At 60.3% G+C, this 20606-nt stretch carries 19 protein-coding genes; 11 read left to right on the forward strand and 8 right to left on the reverse strand.

Annotation, left to right across the window (positions count from 1 at the left end; genetic code table 11):
* Nucleotides 1-79: 79 nt before the first annotated feature.
* The 3 genes from GDN47_RS02125 (at nucleotide 80) to GDN47_RS02135 (ending at nucleotide 4802) form a co-directional block, all read left to right on the forward strand.
* Nucleotides 80-877: a class I SAM-dependent methyltransferase gene (locus tag GDN47_RS02125; protein WP_233789745.1), complete on the forward strand. Its 798-nt coding sequence runs from the start codon at nucleotides 80-82 to the stop codon at nucleotides 875-877.
* A gap of 204 nt (nucleotides 878-1081) precedes the next feature.
* On the forward strand, nucleotides 1082-2377 hold the full coding sequence (locus GDN47_RS02130; RefSeq protein WP_069611728.1) for an adenylosuccinate synthase: 1296 nt from the start codon (nucleotides 1082-1084) through the stop codon (nucleotides 2375-2377).
* A gap of 61 nt (nucleotides 2378-2438) precedes the next feature.
* Nucleotides 2439-4802: a hypothetical protein gene (locus GDN47_RS02135; RefSeq protein ID WP_152092585.1), complete on the forward strand. Its 2364-nt coding sequence runs from the start codon at nucleotides 2439-2441 to the stop codon at nucleotides 4800-4802.
* A gap of 81 nt (nucleotides 4803-4883) precedes the next feature.
* Here the strand turns inward: GDN47_RS02135 and rpoH are convergent, their stop codons facing one another.
* Both rpoH and GDN47_RS02145 read right to left on the reverse strand, forming a co-directional pair.
* Nucleotides 4884-5792: an RNA polymerase sigma factor RpoH gene (gene rpoH, locus GDN47_RS02140; protein WP_069611726.1), complete on the reverse strand. Its 909-nt coding sequence runs from the start codon at nucleotides 5790-5792 to the stop codon at nucleotides 4884-4886.
* A gap of 366 nt (nucleotides 5793-6158) precedes the next feature.
* On the reverse strand, nucleotides 6159-7184 hold the full coding sequence (locus tag GDN47_RS02145) for an RluA family pseudouridine synthase (RefSeq protein WP_145316287.1): 1026 nt from the start codon (nucleotides 7182-7184) through the stop codon (nucleotides 6159-6161).
* Between the two features lie 49 nt (nucleotides 7185-7233).
* Here GDN47_RS02145 and GDN47_RS02150 point away from each other — a divergent pair, with 49 nt between their 5' ends.
* Nucleotides 7234-7611 carry a hypothetical protein gene (locus tag GDN47_RS02150; RefSeq protein ID WP_069611724.1) on the forward strand — a complete coding sequence of 126 codons (378 nt, stop codon included), beginning with the start codon at nucleotides 7234-7236 and terminating at the stop codon, nucleotides 7609-7611.
* Nucleotides 7612-7621: 10 nt separating this feature from the next.
* Nucleotides 7622-8452 carry a TrmH family RNA methyltransferase gene (locus GDN47_RS02155; protein ID WP_145632800.1) on the forward strand — a complete coding sequence of 277 codons (831 nt, stop codon included), beginning with the start codon at nucleotides 7622-7624 and terminating at the stop codon, nucleotides 8450-8452.
* A gap of 19 nt (nucleotides 8453-8471) precedes the next feature.
* Here the strand turns inward: GDN47_RS02155 and GDN47_RS02160 are convergent, their stop codons facing one another.
* Both GDN47_RS02160 and GDN47_RS02165 read right to left on the reverse strand, forming a co-directional pair.
* Nucleotides 8472-9683, reverse strand: coding sequence for a coiled-coil domain-containing protein (locus GDN47_RS02160; RefSeq protein WP_145632134.1), 1212 nt, complete (start codon nucleotides 9681-9683; stop codon nucleotides 8472-8474).
* 187 nt (nucleotides 9684-9870) lie between these two features.
* The gene (locus GDN47_RS02165) at nucleotides 9871-10482 is read right to left on the reverse strand and encodes a DUF1134 domain-containing protein (RefSeq protein ID WP_113330258.1); all 612 of its coding nucleotides are present in this window, start codon (nucleotides 10480-10482) and stop codon (nucleotides 9871-9873) included.
* Nucleotides 10483-10785: 303 nt separating this feature from the next.
* Between GDN47_RS02165 and chpT the strand changes: the two genes are divergently transcribed.
* Nucleotides 10786-11442 (forward strand): histidine phosphotransferase ChpT, encoded by a 657-nt coding sequence (gene chpT, locus GDN47_RS02170; RefSeq protein WP_113351612.1) that lies wholly within the window; start codon nucleotides 10786-10788, stop codon nucleotides 11440-11442.
* 200 nt (nucleotides 11443-11642) lie between these two features.
* Nucleotides 11643-12005, forward strand: coding sequence for a response regulator (locus GDN47_RS02175; protein WP_112334930.1), 363 nt, complete (start codon nucleotides 11643-11645; stop codon nucleotides 12003-12005).
* 136 nt (nucleotides 12006-12141) lie between these two features.
* Here GDN47_RS02175 and ctrA read toward each other — a convergent pair whose 3' ends face one another.
* A complete protein-coding gene (gene ctrA / locus GDN47_RS02180; RefSeq protein WP_069611718.1) occupies nucleotides 12142-12843 on the reverse strand; it encodes a response regulator transcription factor CtrA in 702 nt (233 codons plus the stop codon).
* Nucleotides 12844-13284: 441 nt separating this feature from the next.
* Between ctrA and GDN47_RS02185 the strand changes: the two genes are divergently transcribed.
* Nucleotides 13285-13641 (forward strand): flagellar export protein FliJ, encoded by a 357-nt coding sequence (locus GDN47_RS02185; RefSeq protein ID WP_075851407.1) that lies wholly within the window; start codon nucleotides 13285-13287, stop codon nucleotides 13639-13641.
* Between the two features lie 242 nt (nucleotides 13642-13883).
* Here the strand turns inward: GDN47_RS02185 and GDN47_RS02190 are convergent, their stop codons facing one another.
* The 3 genes from GDN47_RS02190 to cysQ form a co-directional block, all read right to left on the reverse strand.
* Nucleotides 13884-14165 carry a GNAT family N-acetyltransferase gene (locus GDN47_RS02190; protein ID WP_145632136.1) on the reverse strand — a complete coding sequence of 94 codons (282 nt, stop codon included), beginning with the start codon at nucleotides 14163-14165 and terminating at the stop codon, nucleotides 13884-13886.
* 243 nt (nucleotides 14166-14408) lie between these two features.
* Nucleotides 14409-14684 (reverse strand): CtrA inhibitor SciP, encoded by a 276-nt coding sequence (sciP, locus tag GDN47_RS02195; protein WP_004107124.1) that lies wholly within the window; start codon nucleotides 14682-14684, stop codon nucleotides 14409-14411.
* A 301-nt stretch (nucleotides 14685-14985) separates the two neighbouring features.
* Nucleotides 14986-15780: a 3'(2'),5'-bisphosphate nucleotidase CysQ gene (gene cysQ, locus GDN47_RS02200; protein WP_145632138.1), complete on the reverse strand. Its 795-nt coding sequence runs from the start codon at nucleotides 15778-15780 to the stop codon at nucleotides 14986-14988.
* A gap of 326 nt (nucleotides 15781-16106) precedes the next feature.
* Here cysQ and GDN47_RS02205 point away from each other — a divergent pair, with 326 nt between their 5' ends.
* From GDN47_RS02205 to GDN47_RS02215, 3 genes are read left to right on the forward strand one after another with little or no spacing between them, the layout of a single operon-like run.
* Nucleotides 16107-17360: a sarcosine oxidase subunit beta family protein gene (locus tag GDN47_RS02205; RefSeq protein ID WP_113330426.1), complete on the forward strand. Its 1254-nt coding sequence runs from the start codon at nucleotides 16107-16109 to the stop codon at nucleotides 17358-17360.
* Nucleotides 17361-17373: 13 nt separating this feature from the next.
* On the forward strand, nucleotides 17374-17652 hold the full coding sequence (locus tag GDN47_RS02210) for a sarcosine oxidase subunit delta (RefSeq protein ID WP_145632140.1): 279 nt from the start codon (nucleotides 17374-17376) through the stop codon (nucleotides 17650-17652).
* Entirely contained in the window at nucleotides 17649-20606 is a 2958-nt protein-coding gene (locus GDN47_RS02215) for a sarcosine oxidase subunit alpha family protein (RefSeq protein ID WP_145632142.1), read from the forward strand. Before GDN47_RS02210 ends, GDN47_RS02215 begins: the two co-directional genes overlap by 4 nt.

Here is a 20606-nt window from a genome sequence, read left to right on the forward strand (position 1 = left end):
CTATATAAGTCCTGCGGGGGCGCCAAGGGGAAGTTGAACAATGATTGTTCATTTTCTGTTGGAGTCGGCTATGCATGTCATGGAAAGTATTAACCGGCAGACCTGGCGTAATCCCTGGGCCTTGCGCGACTATCGCCGCAGCAGCGGCTATCTCAACGAAGGCGAGCGTGCCGCCTTTGCTATCGCTGCCCCGCAGACGGGCAGGGGACGCATTCTTGATATCGGTGTCGGCGGGGGCCGCACCGCGCAGCTCTTGCGGGATGTCGCCAGCGACTACATAGGCATCGATTACACGCCGGAGATGGTCGCGCTCTGCCGAAAGAACCATCCAGACCTTCGGTTCGAGCATAGGGATGCACGCGATCTCTCGGCATTCCGAGATGCCAGTTTCGATATGGTCGTCTTCAGCTATAACGGCATCGATTCCGTCGATGCGGCAGGGAGGCTAGCCATCCTGAAGGAGGTGGCGCGCGTTCTTGTTTCCGGCGGTGCTTTCGTCTTTTCGACGTTCCATCGCGGCTGGGGCGGCTTTGATCATCGCATCGACTATCGCCGGCTGGAATGGACATCCAATCCGGTGCGGCTCGGTCTGCGAACCCTGCGCTATGTCGAAGGCCGCATTTCCGGCACGCTGCGCCAGCGTCGGCTCAGGCCGCTCGAAGAGCGAGATGGCGAACATGCGATCCTGCTGCATGGCGCCCATGATTTCGGTGTCATGGTCTATGCGACGACGCCGGCGCAGGTCCAGTCGCAACTGGCCGATGCCGGTTTTGCCATGCCGGGGCTGCTCCTCGATCTCGATGGCAAACCGATAGGTGCGGTGGCGTCGTCAGAGCATGAATATTTCCATGTCGTCGCTCACAAGCCGGGCCTTTGACAGGCAAGGCAATCGGCCAGATAAGGGTAATCTGGAGGCCCTGTCTGGCCGATGGCCGGGAAAATTCCTGTTGGAGGCGCTGATTCGTCATGCAAAAAGCCGAATCTCCTGAGACAACAGGGTCGCTTTCCCAAAAACAAAGCTTTATAGATGCGCGGGTTTGAGCAAGGCGCGCCGCCGCGCGCAGGAAGCGGGAATGGATAAATGACGAATGTTGTAGTGATCGGCTCGCAATGGGGTGACGAAGGCAAGGGCAAGATTGTCGACTGGCTTTCGGAACGCGCCGATGTGATTGTACGCTTTCAGGGCGGCCATAATGCCGGTCATACGCTTGTCGTCGATGGCGTCAGCTACAAGCTCGCGCTTTTGCCTTCCGGCCTCGTGCGCGGCAAGCTCAGCGTCATCGGCAACGGCGTCGTGGTCGATCCCCATCACTTCGTCGCCGAAGTGGAAAAGCTGCGCGCCCAGGGCGTTGCCGTTACGCCTGACGTGCTTCGCATCGCCGAGAATGCGCCCTTGATCCTGTCGCTGCATCGCGATCTGGATGCCATGCGCGAAGATGCCGCTTCCAATAGCGGTACGAAGATCGGCACCACGCGCCGCGGCATCGGCCCGGCCTATGAGGACAAGGTCGGTCGCCGCGCCATTCGCGTCATCGACCTTGCCGAGCCGGAAACGCTGCCGGCCAAGATCGACCGGCTGCTGACGCATCACAATGCGCTGCGCCGCGGCATGGGCGTCGATGAAATCTCCTTCGATGCCTTGCACAACGAGCTGAGCTCTGTTGCTGAGCATATACTTCCCTATATCGACCAGGTTTGGCGCCTGCTCGACGAGCAGCGCAAGGCCGGCGCCCGCATCCTCTTCGAAGGTGCGCAGGGTGCATTGCTGGACAATGACCACGGCACTTATCCGTTCGTGACCTCGTCCAACACGGTTGCCGGCCAGGCGGCCGCCGGTTCGGGCCTCGGTCCGACGGCGCTCGGCTATGTGCTTGGCATCACCAAGGCCTATACGACCCGCGTCGGCGAGGGGCCGTTCCCCTGCGAACTGCATGACGAGATCGGCAAGCACCTGTCGACCGTCGGCCGCGAAGTGGGCGTCAATACCGGCCGTCCGCGCCGTTGCGGTTGGTTCGACGCCGTGCTGGTGCGCCAGACGGTGAAGACCTCGGGGATCACGGGGATTGCGCTCACCAAGCTCGACGTTCTCGATGGCTTGGACGAGCTGAAGATCTGCGTCGGCTACAAGCTCGACGGCAAGGAAATCGATTACCTGCCGGCAAGCCAGGCAGCGCAGGCCCGCGTTGAGCCGATCTACATCACGCTCGAAGGCTGGAAAGAATCGACTGTCGGCGCTCGTAAGTGGGCCGATCTGCCGGCGCAGGCGATCAAATATGTGCGTCAGGTGGAAGAGCTGATCGGTGCGCCCGTGGCGCTGCTTTCGACCAGCCCGGAGCGCGAGGACACCATACTTGTGACTGACCCCTTTGAGGGCTAAAGTTGCGTATCTATGACGAATCCCGGCCCGGCTGCACACCGGGCATCATGAGAAAGTACTGATGGCGGATTTTGTAGCAGTTATTCGACGGGCCGTTGACGGCCTGACGGACAATACTCCCGAGATGCGGGTCAAGGTTTACGATCGAGCTCGTGGTGCCGTGCAACGGCAGCTCGAGAGCATGAAGCCGCGCCCGCCCGAGGAAATGCTGCGCCGCCAGCTCGACAAGCTTGAGGCAGCGATTGTCGAGGTCGAGGCCGAACATGCAGAGGCCCTGCCGGGCGGCGAGGAGCCGCCGGTTGCCGAAGCGCCCGTGCCGCACGAAGAGACCGCTGCGGAGTCCGCTCAGGACCACCATGCGACCGAGGAAGTACATGCGGAAGAGCCTGCGCCGGCTCCCGCCGAGGCGCACGCCCCTGAAGAACCCAGCGTCGCGCAAGCCGAGCACGGGCAGCATGCCTATGAGGAGCCGGCCGCACCTGCCGAGCCGGATCATGCGCATGAGCACCAGCCGGCAGAGGAATGGCGGGAACCGCATCACGAAGAGGAGCCCTATGCTCCGGCCGCTGAACATGCCGGCGTCGAACACCATGCCGAAGTTCACGAGGAGCCGGCTCCTAAGCCGGTTTATCATGAAGAGCCGAAGGGGCATGGCAACGAGCCCCAGCCAGAAGAGGCACCGGCAGTCACTGCCGAGCCTGCCCCTGCGCCGCGCGTGCCGCTGCCGGCTGACGATGTCATAAGCCAGGTTGAGCAGATCTGGGCGGAGGTGGATGCTCCGGCTTCCCATGCTGCGTCCCAGCCGTCCGCCTCCCGCTACAACGAGCCGGTCATGCCGGCCGCAGCCTTTGCGGAAGCACCCTTCGGTCAGCCCGTCGAGGGACCTGTCAATGCGAAGGCGGCAGCCACCAATACCGGCTTTGCCTGGGACGCGGATGTTTTCGAGGAAATGCAGCCCGCACCGGCTGCTCCCAAGCCGGCGCAGCAGTCGGCTCGGCAGATGCCGGAAAATGCCTTCGACGATGTCGATCTCTTTGCGGATGTGCATCCGTCCAGGAAGCCGGCGTCCGAGGCCGATGCCGCCAATGACGGCTGGCGCGAGCTCAAGGAGCTTGCGGGTTTCGACAAGCGTGCTGAAGACGAACGAGGCGGCGGTGCTGCTGTTTCGCCCGATCTCGATCAGGCGATGGCAGCGAAGCTACAGGGCCGCAGCTTCCGCATGGAGCCGAAGCGCCGTCGTATCAATGTCACCGGCATCATCGTCACGCTCGTCGGCCTCGCAGTCGTCGGAGGTGGCGGTTATGCAGCCTGGCTGAATCGCGATGCGCTCAACAACATGGTGACGAAGCTCGTCAGTTCCGCTCCGAAGAATGCGACACCTGCGACTTCGGATACGGCAAGCAGCAATGCACCGAGCAACGGCAAAGCTGCAGCTCCCGCCCAGCAGGCGGCTGCGCCGCAGCAGACCAACACGGCCGCTCAGCAGCCGGCAGGCGCCGGCAATACGGATGTTGCGGCTTTGGGCAGCGACCCGAATACGGTCAATACGAAGTTCACGCAGCGTCTTCTGGCCAATGGCACGGAAGAGGACGAAGGGCCGGCTCCGAACGGGCAGCCCGGCGTCGTGGAAGGCAAGTCCGTAGCCGAGCAGAATGTTGCCTCTGCAGCACCTGCCACCGCGGCAACGCAGCCGGCCGCCAACAATGCCGGCACCGCTGCTCCGCAGACCCAGGCGCCCGCAACTGCGGCGCCGAATACGCCATCCGCCTCGACGGATCAGCAGGCACCTGCTGCCAACCAGCAGCAACAGGCGACTGCCAACCAGCCGCCGCCCGTGACGCAGCAGACCGCTCCGGCAACCGATGGGCAGAAGGTTTTCCTTTATGAGGAGCGCCTCGGCCAGACGTCGCCCACGGCTTTCCAGGGCACGGTCATCTGGTCGCTGCAGGAAGGCAAGGGGTCTGACGGCCGGCCTGAGCCTTCGGTGCAGGGCCTCATCACAGTCCCGGATCGCGGCCTGACCGCGACGATCACGGTATCGCGGAATTCGGACTCCTCGCTTCCGGCGAGCCATCTGATCGAGCTTGCCTTCCAGGTGCCGCCGAATTTCGAAGGCGGGGCGATCGATAACGTCCAGCGCGTCGCATTGAAGGCGACCGAGCAGGATCGCGGCGATGCGTTGATCGCGGTACCGGCCAAAGTGACCGACGATGTCTACATGGTCGCGCTCAATGATTTCCCGGATGCACGCAAGACCAATCTCGATCTTTTGAAGAGCCGCAACTGGATCGATATTCCGGTGGTCTATCGCAATGGCCGTCGCGCGCTTCTGACCATGGAAAAGGGGCCGACCGGTACGGATGCCTTCAACAAGGCGATTGCGGAGTGGCAGGCTCTCGGCGGCGTTGCCTCAAGCGGCCAGTAAACCAACCGGACATCGATGATATGCAAAAGGCGGGCTCCAGGCCCGCCTTTTTTATCCGTCAAATCTTCTGAGCGGCAGCTGTTAAGCGGTCGCCTCGACGACACGCAACGCCTTGGCGCGTTCCAGCGCATCCTTCTGAACGGCTTCCTGCACCTTTTCGAAGGCGCGAACCTCGATCTGTCGCACGCGTTCGCGGCTGATGTCGAATTCGGACGACAGGTCCTCCAGCGTCACCGGCTCGTCGGCGAGGCGGCGTGCCTCGAAGATGCGGCGTTCGCGGTCGTTCAGGACGCCCATGGCGCGCGCCAGCATGCGGCGGCGCGTGTCGAGCTCATCCTGTTCGATCAGCACGTCTTCCTGGCTATCGTGGTCATCGACGAGCCAATCCTGCCACTGGCCGGAATCGCCTTCGGAAGCCTTGATCGGCGCGTTCAGCGAAGCGTCGCCGGAAAGGCGGCGGTTCATCGAAACGACTTCTTCTTCCGAAACGTTCAGCTTGGTGGCGATCTCGGTGACATGCTCGGGCTTCAGGTCGCCGTCGTCGATGGCCTGGATGCGGCCCTTCAGGCGGCGCAGGTTGAAGAACAAGCGCTTCTGGTTGGCGGTCGTGCCCATCTTTACGAGCGACCACGAGCGCAGGATATATTCCTGGATCGAGGCCTTGATCCACCACATGGCATATGTTGCTAAACGGAAACCACGTTCCGGGTCGAACTTCTTTACAGCCTGCATGAGGCCGACATTGCCTTCCGAGACGACTTCGCCGATCGGCAGGCCATAGCCGCGGTAACCCATGGCGATCTTCGCCACGAGGCGCAGATGGCTGGTAACGAGCTTGTGGGCCGCCTGACGGTCGGCATGTTCCGCATAGCGCTTGGCGAGCATGTACTCTTCCTGCGGTTCCAGCATGGGGAACTTGCGGATCTCGTCGAGATAACGATTGAGGCCGGCTTCTCCGGCAGCGATGGACGGTAAGGTATTACGGGCCATGATTGTGCACCCTCCTATTCGAGATTTGGTTCCTTCTGGGGGCGTATTTTGCGCGCCTTCTGCGAAGCGGACCAAGGCGTACGGGTCCTGCGACCCCGCACTTAACCAATGTAAAGATAAGTACGGCGAAACGGTGATTCAAGGATGCGGTCACGCAAGTGTTATATCGGCGTGACCGCAGGTCTCGCCGGAATATTGCCCTTGGGATTACCCTCCCGAATTGTCCGGTGCCATGTGGCGCGGCCATATCGACCTCCCAAACGCGGTCGCGTTTTCGGCCAGCACAGGCGCTCGGACTTCGGTCCTTCATACACGATATTATAGGGCGGGAGGCGGCAGGCGTCCAGTCATTGTGATGTTCGGCGCCTATTCCCTGAGCGCCGCCGCCAATTCTTCCATATCCTCAGGCAAAGGCGCCTCGAAACGCATGATTTCGCCGGTGCGGGGATGCTCGAATTGCAGCATATAGGCATGCAGTGCCTGGCGCGTGAAACGATGGACGGCCTGTTTTGCGGCTTCCGGCAGGAGATTGGCCTTGGTCTTGAAGCCGCCGCCGTAAACGGCGTCGCCCAGCAGCGGGTGGCCGATATGCGCCATGTGCACGCGGATCTGATGCGTTCGGCCGGTTTCCAGATGGCATTCGATCAGAGAGGCGAGGGCGGTTGCGTCCGGTGTCTCGTGAAAACGCTCCAGCACCTCGTAATGCGTGATTGCCTCGTCGGCATCCTGCGAATCCGGACGCTTGACGGCGCGGCGCGTGCGGTCGCTGCTCGATCGGCCGAGAGGGGCATCGATCGTGCCGACAAGCTGGCGGGGACGCCCCCAGACGATCGCCTGATAGGCGCGCTCCAGAGAGGTCGTGCGGCCATGATCGGCAAATTGCAGGGAGAGATGCCGGTGAGCCACATCGTTCTTGGCGACGACCATGACACCGGTCGTATCCTTGTCCAGCCGGTGCACGATGCCTGGGCGGCGAACGCCGCCGATACCGGAAAGGCTGTTGCCGCAATGGTGGATCAGGGCATTGACCAGGGTTCCGGTCCAATTGCCGGCGGCGGGATGAACGACCAGTCCGGCCGGCTTGGAGATGACGATGACATCGTCGTCCTCGTAAAGCACGTCGAGCGGAATATCCTCGCCCTGAGGCGTCGGATCTTCCGGTTCGGGCAACATGATCTCATAGACGTCGCCGGGGCGCACCTTGCGCTTGGCGTCTGTTACCGCTGCGCCCTTCAGCGTAACGGCGCCATCCTTGATGAGTCCTTGCACGCGGCTGCGGGAAAATTCCTCGCCGATCTCGGCCGTCAGCCATGAATCCAGCCGTCCTTCGGCATTTTCATCGGCGGTTAGGACTTTTCTATTGTCCGCGGCTTCTTTAAAGGGGTCGCTCAAACATATTCTCCGGCGCACAAAGCGCTCTACTGGAAGCAAGGACGCATCGATGACGAATCTCGAGCCAGACGATCAAGAGGAAAAGCCCCTCGATCCGGCCCTGGAGAAAGTCCGACGCAAGATGATCCGCCTGCAGATCGTCTCCGCGGCCGTCATGGTGGTGAGCCTTATGGCCGTGTTCGGCGCCGTTGTCTACAAGACGATGAAGCCAGCGGCCAAGCCCGCAGGTCAGACGGCTTCCAGCATTCCGTCCGATGCCCCGGTCGCCGTGACGGCATTGCTGCCCGCGGGATTTACCGTCCAATCCACGGCGCTCTCGGGCAATCAGGTGCTGTTCTATGGCACGCTTGCCGGCGGCCAGCGTCAGGCTATCGTCTTCGATTACGGTATCGGCCGCATCGTGGCGACCATATCGCTGTCCAACTGACGGCATGACGATGACGAGCGCGCGGCTCATCGAGATAACGCATCCCGACGATCCGCGCATCGCCGAATTCCGCAATATCCGCGAACGCGATCTGACAGGTCGGGAGAACCGGTTCATAGCGGAAGGGACCGTCGTGCTGCGGCTTCTCGCCGCTGCGCATGCGGCAGCCGGGGATTTCCTCGCTGAGAAAGTGCTGCTGCTCAAAAACCGCGTGGCCGGGTTGAGCGACATCATCGACACCTTCCCATCGGATGTTCCGATCTACGTCGCCGAAGCCGAGGTGCTCGATGGCATTGTCGGCTTCCATCTCCATCGCGGTGTTCTGGCGCTGGGGCGAAGAACAGCTGAAGACGGGACGAGCGGCCTATTCGACCGCCTCCCAAAGCAGTCGCTGGTGCTCGTCGGCTGCGGCATTTCCAATCATGACAATATGGGTTCGATGTTCCGCAATGCTGCGGCCTTCGGCGCGGCTGCGGTGCTGCTCGACGAAAGCTGTTGCGATCCGCTTTATCGCAAGGCGCTGCGGGTTTCGGTCGGATCGATCCTGACCGTGCCCTATCGCCGGCAATCAAGCGGCGTTCAGCTGCTTGCGGGGCTTGCCGAGCATGGCTTTGCGATCTGGAGTCTGTCGCCGCGAGGTGCGGTCGATATTCGCGATGTCCCGGTTTCGGAGCGCATGGCGCTCGTGGTCGGCACGGAAGGGGACGGCCTGCCCCAAAGCATTCTTTCCGCCTTCGGCAGCGTGCGGATTCCGCAGGCGCCGGGATTGGATAGCCTCAATGTCGCGACGGCGAGCGGCATCGCCCTTTTCGAGATGGCCGCGAAGAACGGGCGCATCTGAGCGGGTTGCTCCCTGGAGCTTACGGATGCTTCGGCAGTATGGCGGCGACGCGGTCGGCGAGGCTGATGCGCGCGCCGGGTTCGGCGGGCTCCTGATCTTTCGGCAGGAGATCGAAGATCGGCGAGCCGTCGCCTTCCTTGAGTGCCGTCAGCGCCACCATGCTGGCGGCGATCTTGGCAATCTCCTCGCGCATGGCATCGTCATGCGCTGGCGTGCGGGCCTTCAGCAGGCGGTCCGATAGGGCCGCTGCCCGATTGCGAACCTCTTCCGTCATCTGGGCGATTTCATCTTCCACTTTTCGTTCCGGTTCCGCCATCTGCGGCGGCTCGCTTATGGTTCCTTGCTCACTGGCGCTGCCCGCAATTATCGATGCGGCAGCGAGTTTCGGCGTTCTTGTGGCCCTCTTCGGCGGTGTGAGGCCAGCGGCGCGCAGCGCCTTGCCGGCTTCCTTCGATTCCTTGATGGCAGCCTCCAGCCGCTCCCTCAGGCGAACGACATCCTGGGCGTGGCGTTCAATCGCGGTTTCCTTGTCGGCGCTGCCGGCAATCTCGCGGTTGAGGCGTTCCTCAAGCCGCTTGTTCTTGTCGCTTTCCTGGCGTAGCGATTGCTCGGCATCCGCGGCGCGCAGGCTTGCCGCATTCAGCTCCTGGCGCAGCGTATCGCGCTCGTCGCGTAATGTGTTGATGCGCAGCTTCAGACTCTCGATCTCGGTTTCGCGGGCTGCCAGATCGATCCTGAGATTGTCGGCATCGGCACCCATTTTCGTCATCCGTTTGCGCAGGCTGTCAATATCCGCCTCTTTCTCGGCGCTGGCCTGCTCGGCGGCGTGGATGCTCGATTTCAGCTGGCTGATATAGCTCTCTTCCTGGCGCAGACGCGAGCGCAGTTCGCCTGCCTCCACCTCCAGATCGTCGATGCGCGTCTGCAGCTCCCCGCTTGCGGCGGAGAGCCGGCTCGCTTCCTGCTGAAGTTTGCCATTCTGAATCTGCAGCGCAACGGTCTTGTCACGCTCCTGCGTCAGGGCATGTTCGGTCCGCGCGTTTTCGGCTGCGAAGAGCGCGCGCGCCATGTCTTTCTGCGCGCGCACTTCCTGCGGGCTCAAGGGCATAGTCGCCTTCAAGCGTTTCTCGGTGAACCAGACGATGCGACGATGGATTGCCGGCGCGATGAGAAAGACCAGTAGAGCGGCCGTCAGAAAGCCCAATCCGAACAAGAGAGCAAATTGAATCACGACGCAGCCAGTATTCTGGAGTTATGTTCGATATCGATAAAATGATTAATCATGGGTTAGCCATGCGGGCAAGCGTTTAACGCGGATATGGTTTATCGGCGCGGAGCCGGTTTGGCGGAAAGAAAAGGCCCGCAACTGAAGCGGGCCAAGGCGTGCGCTGCTTGGGAGATCGTATCAGAGGATTGGTTCAGAAAGGATTCCAGGTCGGGTTCGGCGTGACTTTGAGATAGCCCATGTTGATGCCAAGGCGTGCGCCAAGGCCGGTGCGGATCGGAACGAGCACGATGTTGTTGTTCTTCAGGACAGTCATGCCGAAGCCGGCAACCACGAATGCCTGGCCGCTGACGCCGCCGAAGCGGGTGTAGACGCTGTTGATGCTCGGCAGATCATAGACCAGCATCATGACGCGGGTGCCCTGGCCGCCGTAGTCGAAGCCGAGCGATGGTCCCTGCCAGTAGAGCGGATGCTCGCCGGCATTCTTGGTGTTGAGCTGGCCTTCGCCGTAGGTCAGGCCTGCGAGGAACGCGCCGGAACCTTCCTGACCGAGGATGTAGCCATTCGGCAGGCCATACTGCTGGAAGGCGCGCTCGACCACCTTGGCAAGGCCACCGCTGGTGGAGCCGAAGAAGGAGTGGCCGGCATCGACGATTTCCTGAGCCGAATATTGATTGGTGGGCGCGGCAGCGGCCTGACGGGCCGGCAACGCGAAACTCACAAATGCGACAATGGCCAGAATCAGGCCGAGGCCGAGCGTTCTGGTGCCGGGGCTTGGCATTCTCTTCAGGAATTCATAGCGCATGGAAGTCTTCCGTTCATCATGGTCGGTGCAACAGGGACGAATAGGCGACGCATTCGCCTGAATGCGCCATGCATGGCACGCCCCCATTTTTTCAGACCATTTCGCCCATCTCTCGCAGGACGAATCGCGTGCGAAAAAGTCTGATGGTGATGAATGCATTTTGCGTCGATGGTCTTAACAATCGGTTTACCAAATATGGTGTCATTATGGCGCGCGGTACACTGGCTGCGAAACCCTCGAGCAACCTTACCGTGGCAAGGTGGAACTACTCGCTTTGCCCTGTCAGCATTCAGGAGACAATGAATGTCGAAAAATCCCAATCTCACTCTGACCGGACCGGATCTGGCCGCGCTGCTGTGCAGCCGCGTCTGCCATGACGTGATCTCGCCGGTCGGGGCGATCAACAATGGCCTGGAGCTGCTCGACGAGGGTGGTGCCGACGCCGACGCGATGGATCTGATCCGCACCAGTGCGCTCAACGCTTCCGTCCGCCTCAAATTCGCGCGTCTTGCCTTTGGCGCGTCCGGTTCGGTCGGCGCGTCGATCGACACCGGCGAGGCGGAGCGGGCCGCCAAGGATTTCGCCGCCGCCGAGAAGAAGACCGAGGTTAGCTGGGTCGGTCCGCGCGCGATCATCGCCAAGAACCGCGTGAAGCTGCTGCTCAATCTCTTCCTCGTTGCCTATGGCGCCATTCCGCGCGGCGGCAATATCGAGGTGACACTCGAAAATCCCGAATTCGAGGCAAAGTTCACGATCACCGCCAAGGGTCGGCTGATGCGAATACCACCGAAGTTCGCCGAGATTTGCTCCGGCACGCTGGAGGAAGCCATCGATGCTCACTCGATCCAGCCCTATTACACGGTGCTGCTGGCCGAGGAGAGCGGCATGGAGCTCTCCTACAATGCGACTCCGGAGGAATTAACCTTCGTAGCGACCATGGCTGCCCAAGCCGCGGAGTAAGCGGGTCGATCCATTGATGTTTAGCCCGCAGTCGGTCATCGGCTGCGGGCTTATCTTTTCGTGTATCGAAAATTCTGTGCAATCTTGGAGTTGTCCGCTCAATTGATAATGTAGCGGTAACGAATCCTTAGCTTGCTGCTCCTATCGTTTCAATTTGAAGCCGGCATCGATGATGGCGGCTGATGCCAGGGAGCTCACACATGCAGCGGTTCATGATAACGGATACATCGGATGTCGTACGCAAGGTCGGCAAACGAATCCTGTCCGAGCTGGATTTTCTCGTGAGCGAAGCCGGAGATGCGCGCGAAGCGCTGATGCGCTGCCAGGCCGAAATGCCAGATTATCTGATCGTCGATGCCGGCATGGAAGGGGCACTCGAGCTCATCGCCAGCATCCGCGCCATGCCCGATGGCAAGGACGTGAAGATCTATTACTGCGTTATCGAGGCCGACCTTCGCAAGCTGATGGCCGGAAAGCGCGCGGGCGCAACGGATTTTCTGCTGAAGCCATTCGATCGCAAGATCCTGACGGCCATCTTCGGCAATCGTGCCGCCGCCGCCTGATTTCAATGAGATACATCGAAACAAGGATAGCCGCCCTTCGAGGCGGCTATTATTTTGCGCTGCATTGAGGCCAACAAAAAATCCCGCCTCGAAAGACGGGATTTCTGTGTGTCGGCGGTAAAGGCGGGGAGGCGGCTCAGGCGCTTTCGGCGAAATCGCTGCTGTCGGGCTCGCGCAACACATAGCCGCGGCCCCAGACCGTTTCGATGTAGTTGGCGCCGCCGGCGGCATTTGCCAGCTTCTTGCGGAGCTTGCAGATGAAGACGTCGATGATCTTCAGTTCCGGCTCGTCCATGCCGCCATAGAGGTGGTTGAGGAACATTTCCTTGGTGAGCGTCGTGCCCTTGCGCAGCGAGAGCAGCTCCAGCATCTGATATTCCTTGCCGGTCAGATGCACGCGCTGTCCGCCGACTTCGACGGTCTTGGCGTCGAGGTTGACGATGAGCTCGCCGGTCATGATGACAGACTGGGCATGGCCCTTGGAACGGCGGACGATGGCGTGGATGCGGGCGACCAGCTCATCCTTGTGGAAAGGCTTGGTCATATAGTCGTCGGCGCCGAAGCCGAGGCCGCGAACCTTGTCCTCGATGCCGGCCATGCCGGAGAGGATGAGGATCGGTGTCTTGACCTTCGAGAGGCGCAGCGTGCGCAGCACTTCGTAGCCGGACATGTCGGGAAGGTTGAGATCGAGAAGGATGATGTCGTAGTCGTAGAGCTTTCCGAGATCGACGCCTTCTTCACCGAGATCGGTTGTATAGACGTTGAAACTTTCGGATTTGAGCATCAGCTCGATGCTCTGCGCTGTCGCGCTATCGTCTTCAATGAGTAGAACCCGCATAATTGTCCCCTTTACCGCCGCCGAAAGGTCGTCAGCCCCTTAACGCGATACCGATCAAATCACTGCTTGATTTGGAAGCTGCCATGCAATGGTTAACAAATTCTGATTCACTCTGGCAAGTCGTATCGAATTTATTAAATAATTTTTCCATTGCACTGTTTTCCAACGACAATCAGTAAAATCGACTCCTAAAGTATTGCATTAACAACCAACGCCAAGTGATTCATCTGACTCACCAATGCCGACATGTCGAATTCCGACCACAACATTTACCGAGCCTTAAATCATTGCGCCTATCATTAACGATGCCCGTAAACGAAAGGTTACCAGCGGTAGGCTTTTATTAAGATCGCTGGAAATTTTTTTAACCAAGCCGTCTCAAAGCGGTTCGGCGAACGGGAATATCGAGAGCCGGGGTCTCGCATCACGGGAGTAATGCGTATGAAGTCACGTGAGAGCCTTGTTCGCCTGAAAGAGTTTCAGGTGAACGAAAAACGCCGTCAGTTGCAGCAGCTGCAGATGATGATGGCGGAATTTGACCGCATGACGAAGGAACTGGAAAGCCAGATCGTCGTCGAGGAGAAGAAGTCCGGCATTTCCGATCCGAGCCATTTTGCCTACCCGACCTTTGCCAAGGCTGCCCGCCAGCGTGCGGACAATCTGCAGGTGTCGATCCGGGAGCTGCAGGTTCAGGAAGAGGCGCTGGAAAATTCGCTTGAGGAAATGCAGGCCGAATATGCCAAGGCCGCAGCGCTTGAAGAGCGTGATGGTTCGGGTCCGGCGCGGGCACGCGCCTGAGATCGCAATTCCGTCTTCTCCTTCGGATCAAGCATGATTGCGTTCCGGTACGGAGCTTATCTTCGGAATGCGAAGAGTATGATGGAAGCGCATGAAGGCTGCGCATGACTGGCCGTGACGGGGCCGGCCATGCGCAGCTTTTGCGTTTTCGGAGATAATCCGACCGATTGGACGGATTTTGTCCCGCTTGGTCATGCGATGCGCGCGTGCGACGCGTGCTGCCGTGCTTAAAGCACCGCGTTTTAGAGATTAACGACGTCGCGCCAGTCATCATGACGTTGCGCCTGAGCCTTCAAGAAGGGACAGAGCGGGATGATTTTCCAGCCGCCACAGCGCGCCTCTTCGACGGCGTGAAGCGCCAGCGCCTGGCCGACTCCCTTGCCACGCAGGGCATCCGGCACGCCGGTATGATCGACGATGATCAGCTTGGGAGACGTGCGGGAAAAGGTCATCTCCGCCTCGTAGCCTTCGACCGTTGCAACATAACGGCCGCCGGATGCATTGTTTTCGTTGCGGATATCCATGATTTTCTCCCTTGTCGCATCTGATGCAATGAGGATTGCATGTGCTCCGGCGTCTGCCAACCGTCGAGATTGTTAACGGATCGTCTCCGTTTAGGTTGATGTCAAAAATACGGACCGGCCAAGCCCTTTAGCGTAGGCGAGGCGAGCAATGCGCGGGCGCCCTTCAATAAAATAATTCGGGCCTCTTTCGCAAGAAAAGAGGCCCGAACACAAAATAGAATAAAGGTGGTGCTGTCGCTGCTGTCAGTGGCGATACTGCTGTATGCGGGTCGTCCGGAGGCCGGCAAGGCCATGGGTATTGATGGACGACTGCCAGGAGAGGAACTCTTCGACGGTCAACGTATAACGTTCGCAGGCTTCTTCCAAGCTGAGCAGACCACCACGCACGGCGGCGACAACCTCAGCTTTACGACGAATGACCCAGCGGCGCGTATTCGGCGGCGGAAGGTCTGCTATCGTCAGCGGGCTGCCATCGGGGCCGATGACATACTTCACTCGGGGACGTATCATTTCGGTCATTGGACTCTCTACACACACTCAAGACCACGTGTGGCACTCTAGCTTGCCACATTTAAAAATTGCCTAAGCACATGGTAAGACTTTGCTAATAATTTTAATCAATGTGGCGAAGTGCTGATTTGCATATGTTTCGCCTGAGAAAAATGCGCCAAAGCCCCTGTTATTTCAGGGAAAATCGCATTCATTCTATGATTTTTTGTCAGTGAAAACTTACGCTTTCGGGCCGAAATTAGCCGCTCCGTTCGGCTACTCGCGCGTTCGAGAAAAGCTGCAGAAGTTGTTTTTACTTGCAAAAATAAACTTACGCCGAGACGCCGTGCTTCTGTCCGCCCCAGCAGATGAAGTGCGGATTGGCGAAGTCGACGTCCGCGTACTGGTCGGTCTTGCCGTAGGTCAGAAGGCCACCCTCGACCGTGACAGTCTTGCCGCCCGCCGCCCGCAACACGGCATCGCCGGCTGCCGTGTCCCATTCCATGGTCCGGCCAAAACGCGGATAGACATCTGCCTTGCCCTCAGCGAGCAGGCAGAATTTCAGCGACGAACCGATCGATGTACAGCCGGAGACCGCATTGTCGGTGAGAAAGCCTTCGGTTTTCGCATTGCTATTGCAGCGGCTGGCAAGCGCCGTCAGCTTGGCCGGCGGTTCACGCACCGCAATATTGACGCGGCTAGTAATGGCAAAATACTTGTCCACCATCAGCTTGCGCGCCCTGCCGGGCTCGCCAGTAAAGGCGACGCCGAGCGCCGGTGCGTAGACGATGCCGATGAGGGGAATACCGTCTTCGATATAGGCGATGTTGACGGTGAACTCATCGCGATGCTCGATGAACTCTCGGGTGCCATCGAGCGGGTCCACGAGAAAGAAGGCGCGGCCACGCACATCCGGAATCTTGCCGGCTGAAACCTGCTCTTCGGCAATGGCCGGGATATACGGAAAATCGCGCTCGAGGTGTCTGAGAATGATGTGTTCGGCCCGCTCGTCGGCCAGTGTGACGGGGCTCATGTCCTGCTTCAAGGCAACGGAATAGCCGGCACGATAGACCTCCAGGATGGCCTTTCCTGCCTCAAGCGCCGCCTTTTCAAATGTTGCAAGCATGTGCTTCTTCGTCTTCCGCGCGCTGTCTGCGCCTGAACTCTCCAGACATTATATATAAGAATATATAAGAAGTTGCGATTGCGAAGTTTAGACTTCCGATGCCCGGCTTTCCTGGCCATAGCGCTTGCGCGAGGGTTTAGCAACAGCGGCCCGGAAGGCAGGTCTTTTGGCAGGCCGGCCATGTATCCCTTCCGCAGCAGATACCGTCCATCACTGCGCATTCGGAAAAGATCATGTTCTGTTTGCGAAGCTTTTTCGCTCTTTCGGGACTTGTCGTTTTTATTGCATATGCGAATGTGCGGCCGGGTAGTGATCAGGATGAATGCATGCGTTATTCGGCTTATCAGCTTTTAAAACAGGCGTTTTCAGGCAATCGCCATTGGCAGCCGGTGTGGCGGACGCCGGAGCCGAAACCACATTATGACGTGATCATCGTCGGCGGCGGCGGACATGGCCTGGCAACTGCCTATTACCTCGCCAAGGAATTCGGCATTACCAATGTCGCAGTGCTGGAAAAGAGCTATATCGGCTCCGGCAATGTCGGCCGCAACACGACGATCATCCGTTCCAATTATTTGCTGCCCGGCAACGAACCCTTCTACGAATTCTCGATGAAGCTGTGGGAAGGGCTTGAGCAGGATTTCAATTATAACGCCATGGTGTCCCAGCGCGGCATCGTCAATCTGTTCCATTCCGATGGCCAGCGCGATGCCTATGCCCGGCGCGGCAATGCCATGCGCATGCACGGCGTCGATGCGGAACTGCTCAATCGCGAGCAGGTCCGCCGGATGATGCCCTATCTGAATTTCGATCATGCCCGCTTTCCGATCCTCGGCGGCCTTTTGCAGCGCCGCGGTGGCACGGCGCGGCACGATGCGGTTGCCTGGGGCTATGCGCGCGGCGCCGACAGCCGCGGGGTCGATCTCATCCAGCAATGCGAGGTGATCGGCATTCGCCGCGACGAGGGCGGTGCTGTGACGGGGGTCGAAACCAACCGCGGCTTCATCGGCTGCAACAAGCTGGCGCTTGCGGCCGCAGGTCATACGTCGATTCTCGGCAATATGGCTGACCTGGAGCTGCCGATCGAAACGCATGTGCTGCAGGCTTTCGTTTCCGAAGGGCTGAAGCCTGTTATCGACAATGTCATCACCTATGGCGCGGGACACTTCTATATATCCCAATCCGACAAGGGCGGCTTGGTCTTCGGCGCCGATATCGATTACTACAGCTCCTATGCGCAGCGCGGCAATCTCGCCACCGTCGAGCATACGATGGAGGAGGGGGTGGCGCTTATCCCCGGCCTGTCGCGGGTGCGCGTGCTGCGCACCTGGGGCGGCGTCATGGATATGAGCATGGACGGCTCGCCGATCATCGATCGCACGCCCATCGAAAATCTCTATCTGAACTGCGGCTGGAACTATGGTGGCTTCAAAGCGACGCCCGCCTCCGGCTTCTGCTTCGCGCATCTGATCGCCAGGGGCGAGAGCCACGATGTCAGCCGCCTTCTGAGGCTTGACCGTTTCGAGCGCGGCTTTGCGATCGACGAAGGCGGCAAGGGTCCGCAGCCGAACCTGCATTGAGGGCACAATACCAATGGCAAGCTTGATCAACTGCCCGCATTGCGGCGTGCGACCCAAGGAAGAATTCTCCATTCGCGGCTCAGCCTCCGTTGTCCGGCCGGCGCCGACCGCGCCGGATGAGGACTGGAACCGCTACGTCTTCATCCGAGACAACGAGCGCGGCCGGATTGAGGAATATTGGCATCATAGCGCCGGATGCCGCCGCTGGCTGGTCGTCGAGCGCAGCAATGTCACGCACGAGGTCTTTTCCGTTACCGATGCCGAGGACAAGGCAAAGGAGGCGACGCGATGACCTCTTATCGTCTGTCGAGCGGCGGTCTCGTCAATCGCAGCCGCCCACTGTCCTTCCAGTTCGACGGCAAGGAAATGAAGGGTCTGGAAGGCGACACACTCGCCGCCGCCCTGCTTGCCAATGACCAGATACTGGTTGGCCGCAGCTTCAAATATCATCGGCCGCGCGGCATCCTGACGGCCGGTTCGGCGGAGCCCAACGCGCTCGTCACCATCGGCAAGGATGGCCGCACCGAGCCGAATACGCGTGCTACCGTCGCCGAGCTCTATCAGGGCATGAGTGCGGTGAGCCAGAACCGCTGGCCGTCGCTGAAGTATGATTTTGGCTCGATTAATGGGGTATTCTCCCCCTTCCTCGGGGCTGGCTTTTACTACAAGACTTTCATGTGGCCGGCTGCCTTCTGGGAAAAGGTCTATGAGCCGCTGATCCGGCGCGCTGCCGGCCTCGGCAAGGCGGTCATGCAGGCCGATCCGGACCGGTACGAAAAGGCCTGGGCGCATTGCGACCTGCTCGTGATCGGCTCCGGTCCGGCGGGGCTAATGGCGGCTCTGACCGCCGCCCGCGCGGGCTTGCGTGTCGTATTGGCCGACGAAGGCTTTAGACTTGGCGGCTCGCTATTGTCGGAAAAGCTGACGATCGGCGGCGCTTCCGCTGATGTTTTCGTGCAGGCAACGCTTGAGGAATTGCAGAGCTTCGAGAACGTCACTTTGATGCCGCGTACCACCGTATTCGGTTGGTATGATGGCAATGTTTTCGGTGCCGTCGAGAAGGTGCAGAAGCATGTGGCGATGCCATTGGCCGACCTGCCGGTGGAGCGGCTCTGGCGCATCGCCGCCAAGCGCGCCATCCTTGCCTCGGGCGCCGAAGAGCGACCGCTGGTGTTCGGCGGCAATGATCGCCCGGGCGTGATGATGGCCAGTGCCATGCGCAGCTATCTCAATCGCTATGGCGTCGTTGCCGGGCAGAAGGTTACCGTCTTCACCAATGGCGGCTCCGGATACCGAACTGCCGCCGATCTCGCCGCTGCAGGCGTGGAGATTTCGGCAATCCTCGACACGCGAGCCGCGTCGGCCGATGTTGCTCCGCAAGGCGTGCGCGTGGTTCATGCGGCAAGCGTCCACGCGACCAAAGGCAAATATCGCATCAGTGGCGTCATTGCAGACCGCGGCGGGCTGGATGAGCTGATCGCCTGCGATGCGCTGGCCATGTCGGGTGGCTGGTCACCGATCATCCATCTTGCCTGCCAGCGGGGTGCCAAGCCGGTCTGGTCCGACGAGAAGCAGGCCTTCATCGCACCGATCGTCTCTGGCGAGCTGGAGATTGCCGGTTCGGCTGCGGGTATCGAGAGCGTTTCCGGCTGCCTCGCCGATGGCGCGCAGAAGGCGCGAGGGGTCATCGAAAGCCTGGGCCGCACGGCTCATGCGGAAGATTTGCTTGAAGTTGATGGCGAGTACGATCCATCCTTCGCGGCGATCTGGCATGTGCCGGGCGCGAAAGACAAGGCATTCGTCGACTTCCAGAACGACGTCCATACCAAGGATCTTGGCCTCGCGCTGCGCGAAGGCTTCGGCCATGTGGAGCATGCCAAGCGCTATACGACAAGCGGCATGGCGACGGACCAGGGCAAGCTTGGCAATGTCAACGCCGCCGGCATCATCGCCGGCATGCGCGGCATCAGCCCGGCCGCCGTCGGCACCACGACATTCAGGCCCTTCTACACGCCAGTGTCCTTCGGTGCGCTGGCGGGAACCGCACGCGACAAGCATGCGCAGCCGGTTCGGGAATCGCCGCTGCATGGATGGGCGAAGAAGAATGGCGCGAGCTTCGTCGAGGCCGGCCTCTGGTATCGTTCGTCTTGGTTTGCCCGACCGGGCGAGAAGGGCTGGCGCGACAGTGTGGACCGCGAAGTCCTCAACGTCCGCAACAATGTTGGGATCTGCGACGTGTCGACTCTCGGCAAGATCGAGATTTTCGGCAAGGATGCGGCTGAGTTCCTCAATCGCCTCTATTCCAACGCCTTCCTGAAACTACCGATCGGCAAGGCGCGCTATGGCTTGATGCTGCGCGAAGACGGCATGGTTTTCGATGACGGCACGACGAGCCGGCTGACGCCTGACCATTTCTTCATGACGACCACGACGGCGATGGCCGGCGAAGTGATGACGCATATGGAATTTTGCGCGCAGACGCTTTGGCCGCAACTCGACGTTCGCTTCGTGTCCTCGTCCGATCAATGGGCGCAGATGGCGATTGCCGGCCCGAAGGCGCGGCTGGTGCTGGAGCAGATCGTGGAAGACGATATCTCCGACGCGTTCTTCCCCTTCCTTGCTGCAGCCGAAATCATGCTGAAGGGTGGGCTCAGGGCACGCCTGTTCCGCATCTCTTTCTCGGGCGAGCTCGCCTATGAACTCGCGGTGCCGGCCGGCTATGGCGAGGCGGTGGCTGATGCCATCATGGAGGCCGGCAAGGCGCATGGCGTCTGCCCCTATGGCGTCGAAGCGCTCAACGTGCTGCGTATCGAGAAGGGACATGTCACCCATAACGAACTCGATGGCCGCACCACGCCTGACGATGTCGGGCTTGGTCGCATGATGTCGACGCAGAAGCCGGATTTCATTGGCAAGCGGCTATCTACCCGCTTCGGCCTGACTGCTGCCGACCGCGGCCAGCTTGTGGGCCTGAAGCCGATCGATACGGCCAAGGAAATTCACGCCGGCGCGCATATTTTGAAGGAAGGCGCGAGACCTTCGACGGTGAACGATCAGGGGCATGTTTCCTCAGCGTGCTTCTCGCCGACGCTCGGCCATTCCATCGCGCTCGCTTTCCTGAAGTCGGGCCGGGAACGCATCGGCGAGCGCGTGGTCGTCTGGGACGGATTGCGGGGTGAGGAAGTGGCAGCAGAGGTTTGCAGCCCGGTCTTCGTCGATCCCGACAACAAGAAGCTTTTGGGGTGA

It is taken from the genome of Martinezella dioscoreae (assembly GCF_009176305.1).
Taxonomy (GTDB): Bacteria; Pseudomonadota; Alphaproteobacteria; order Rhizobiales; family Rhizobiaceae; genus Rhizobium; species Rhizobium dioscoreae.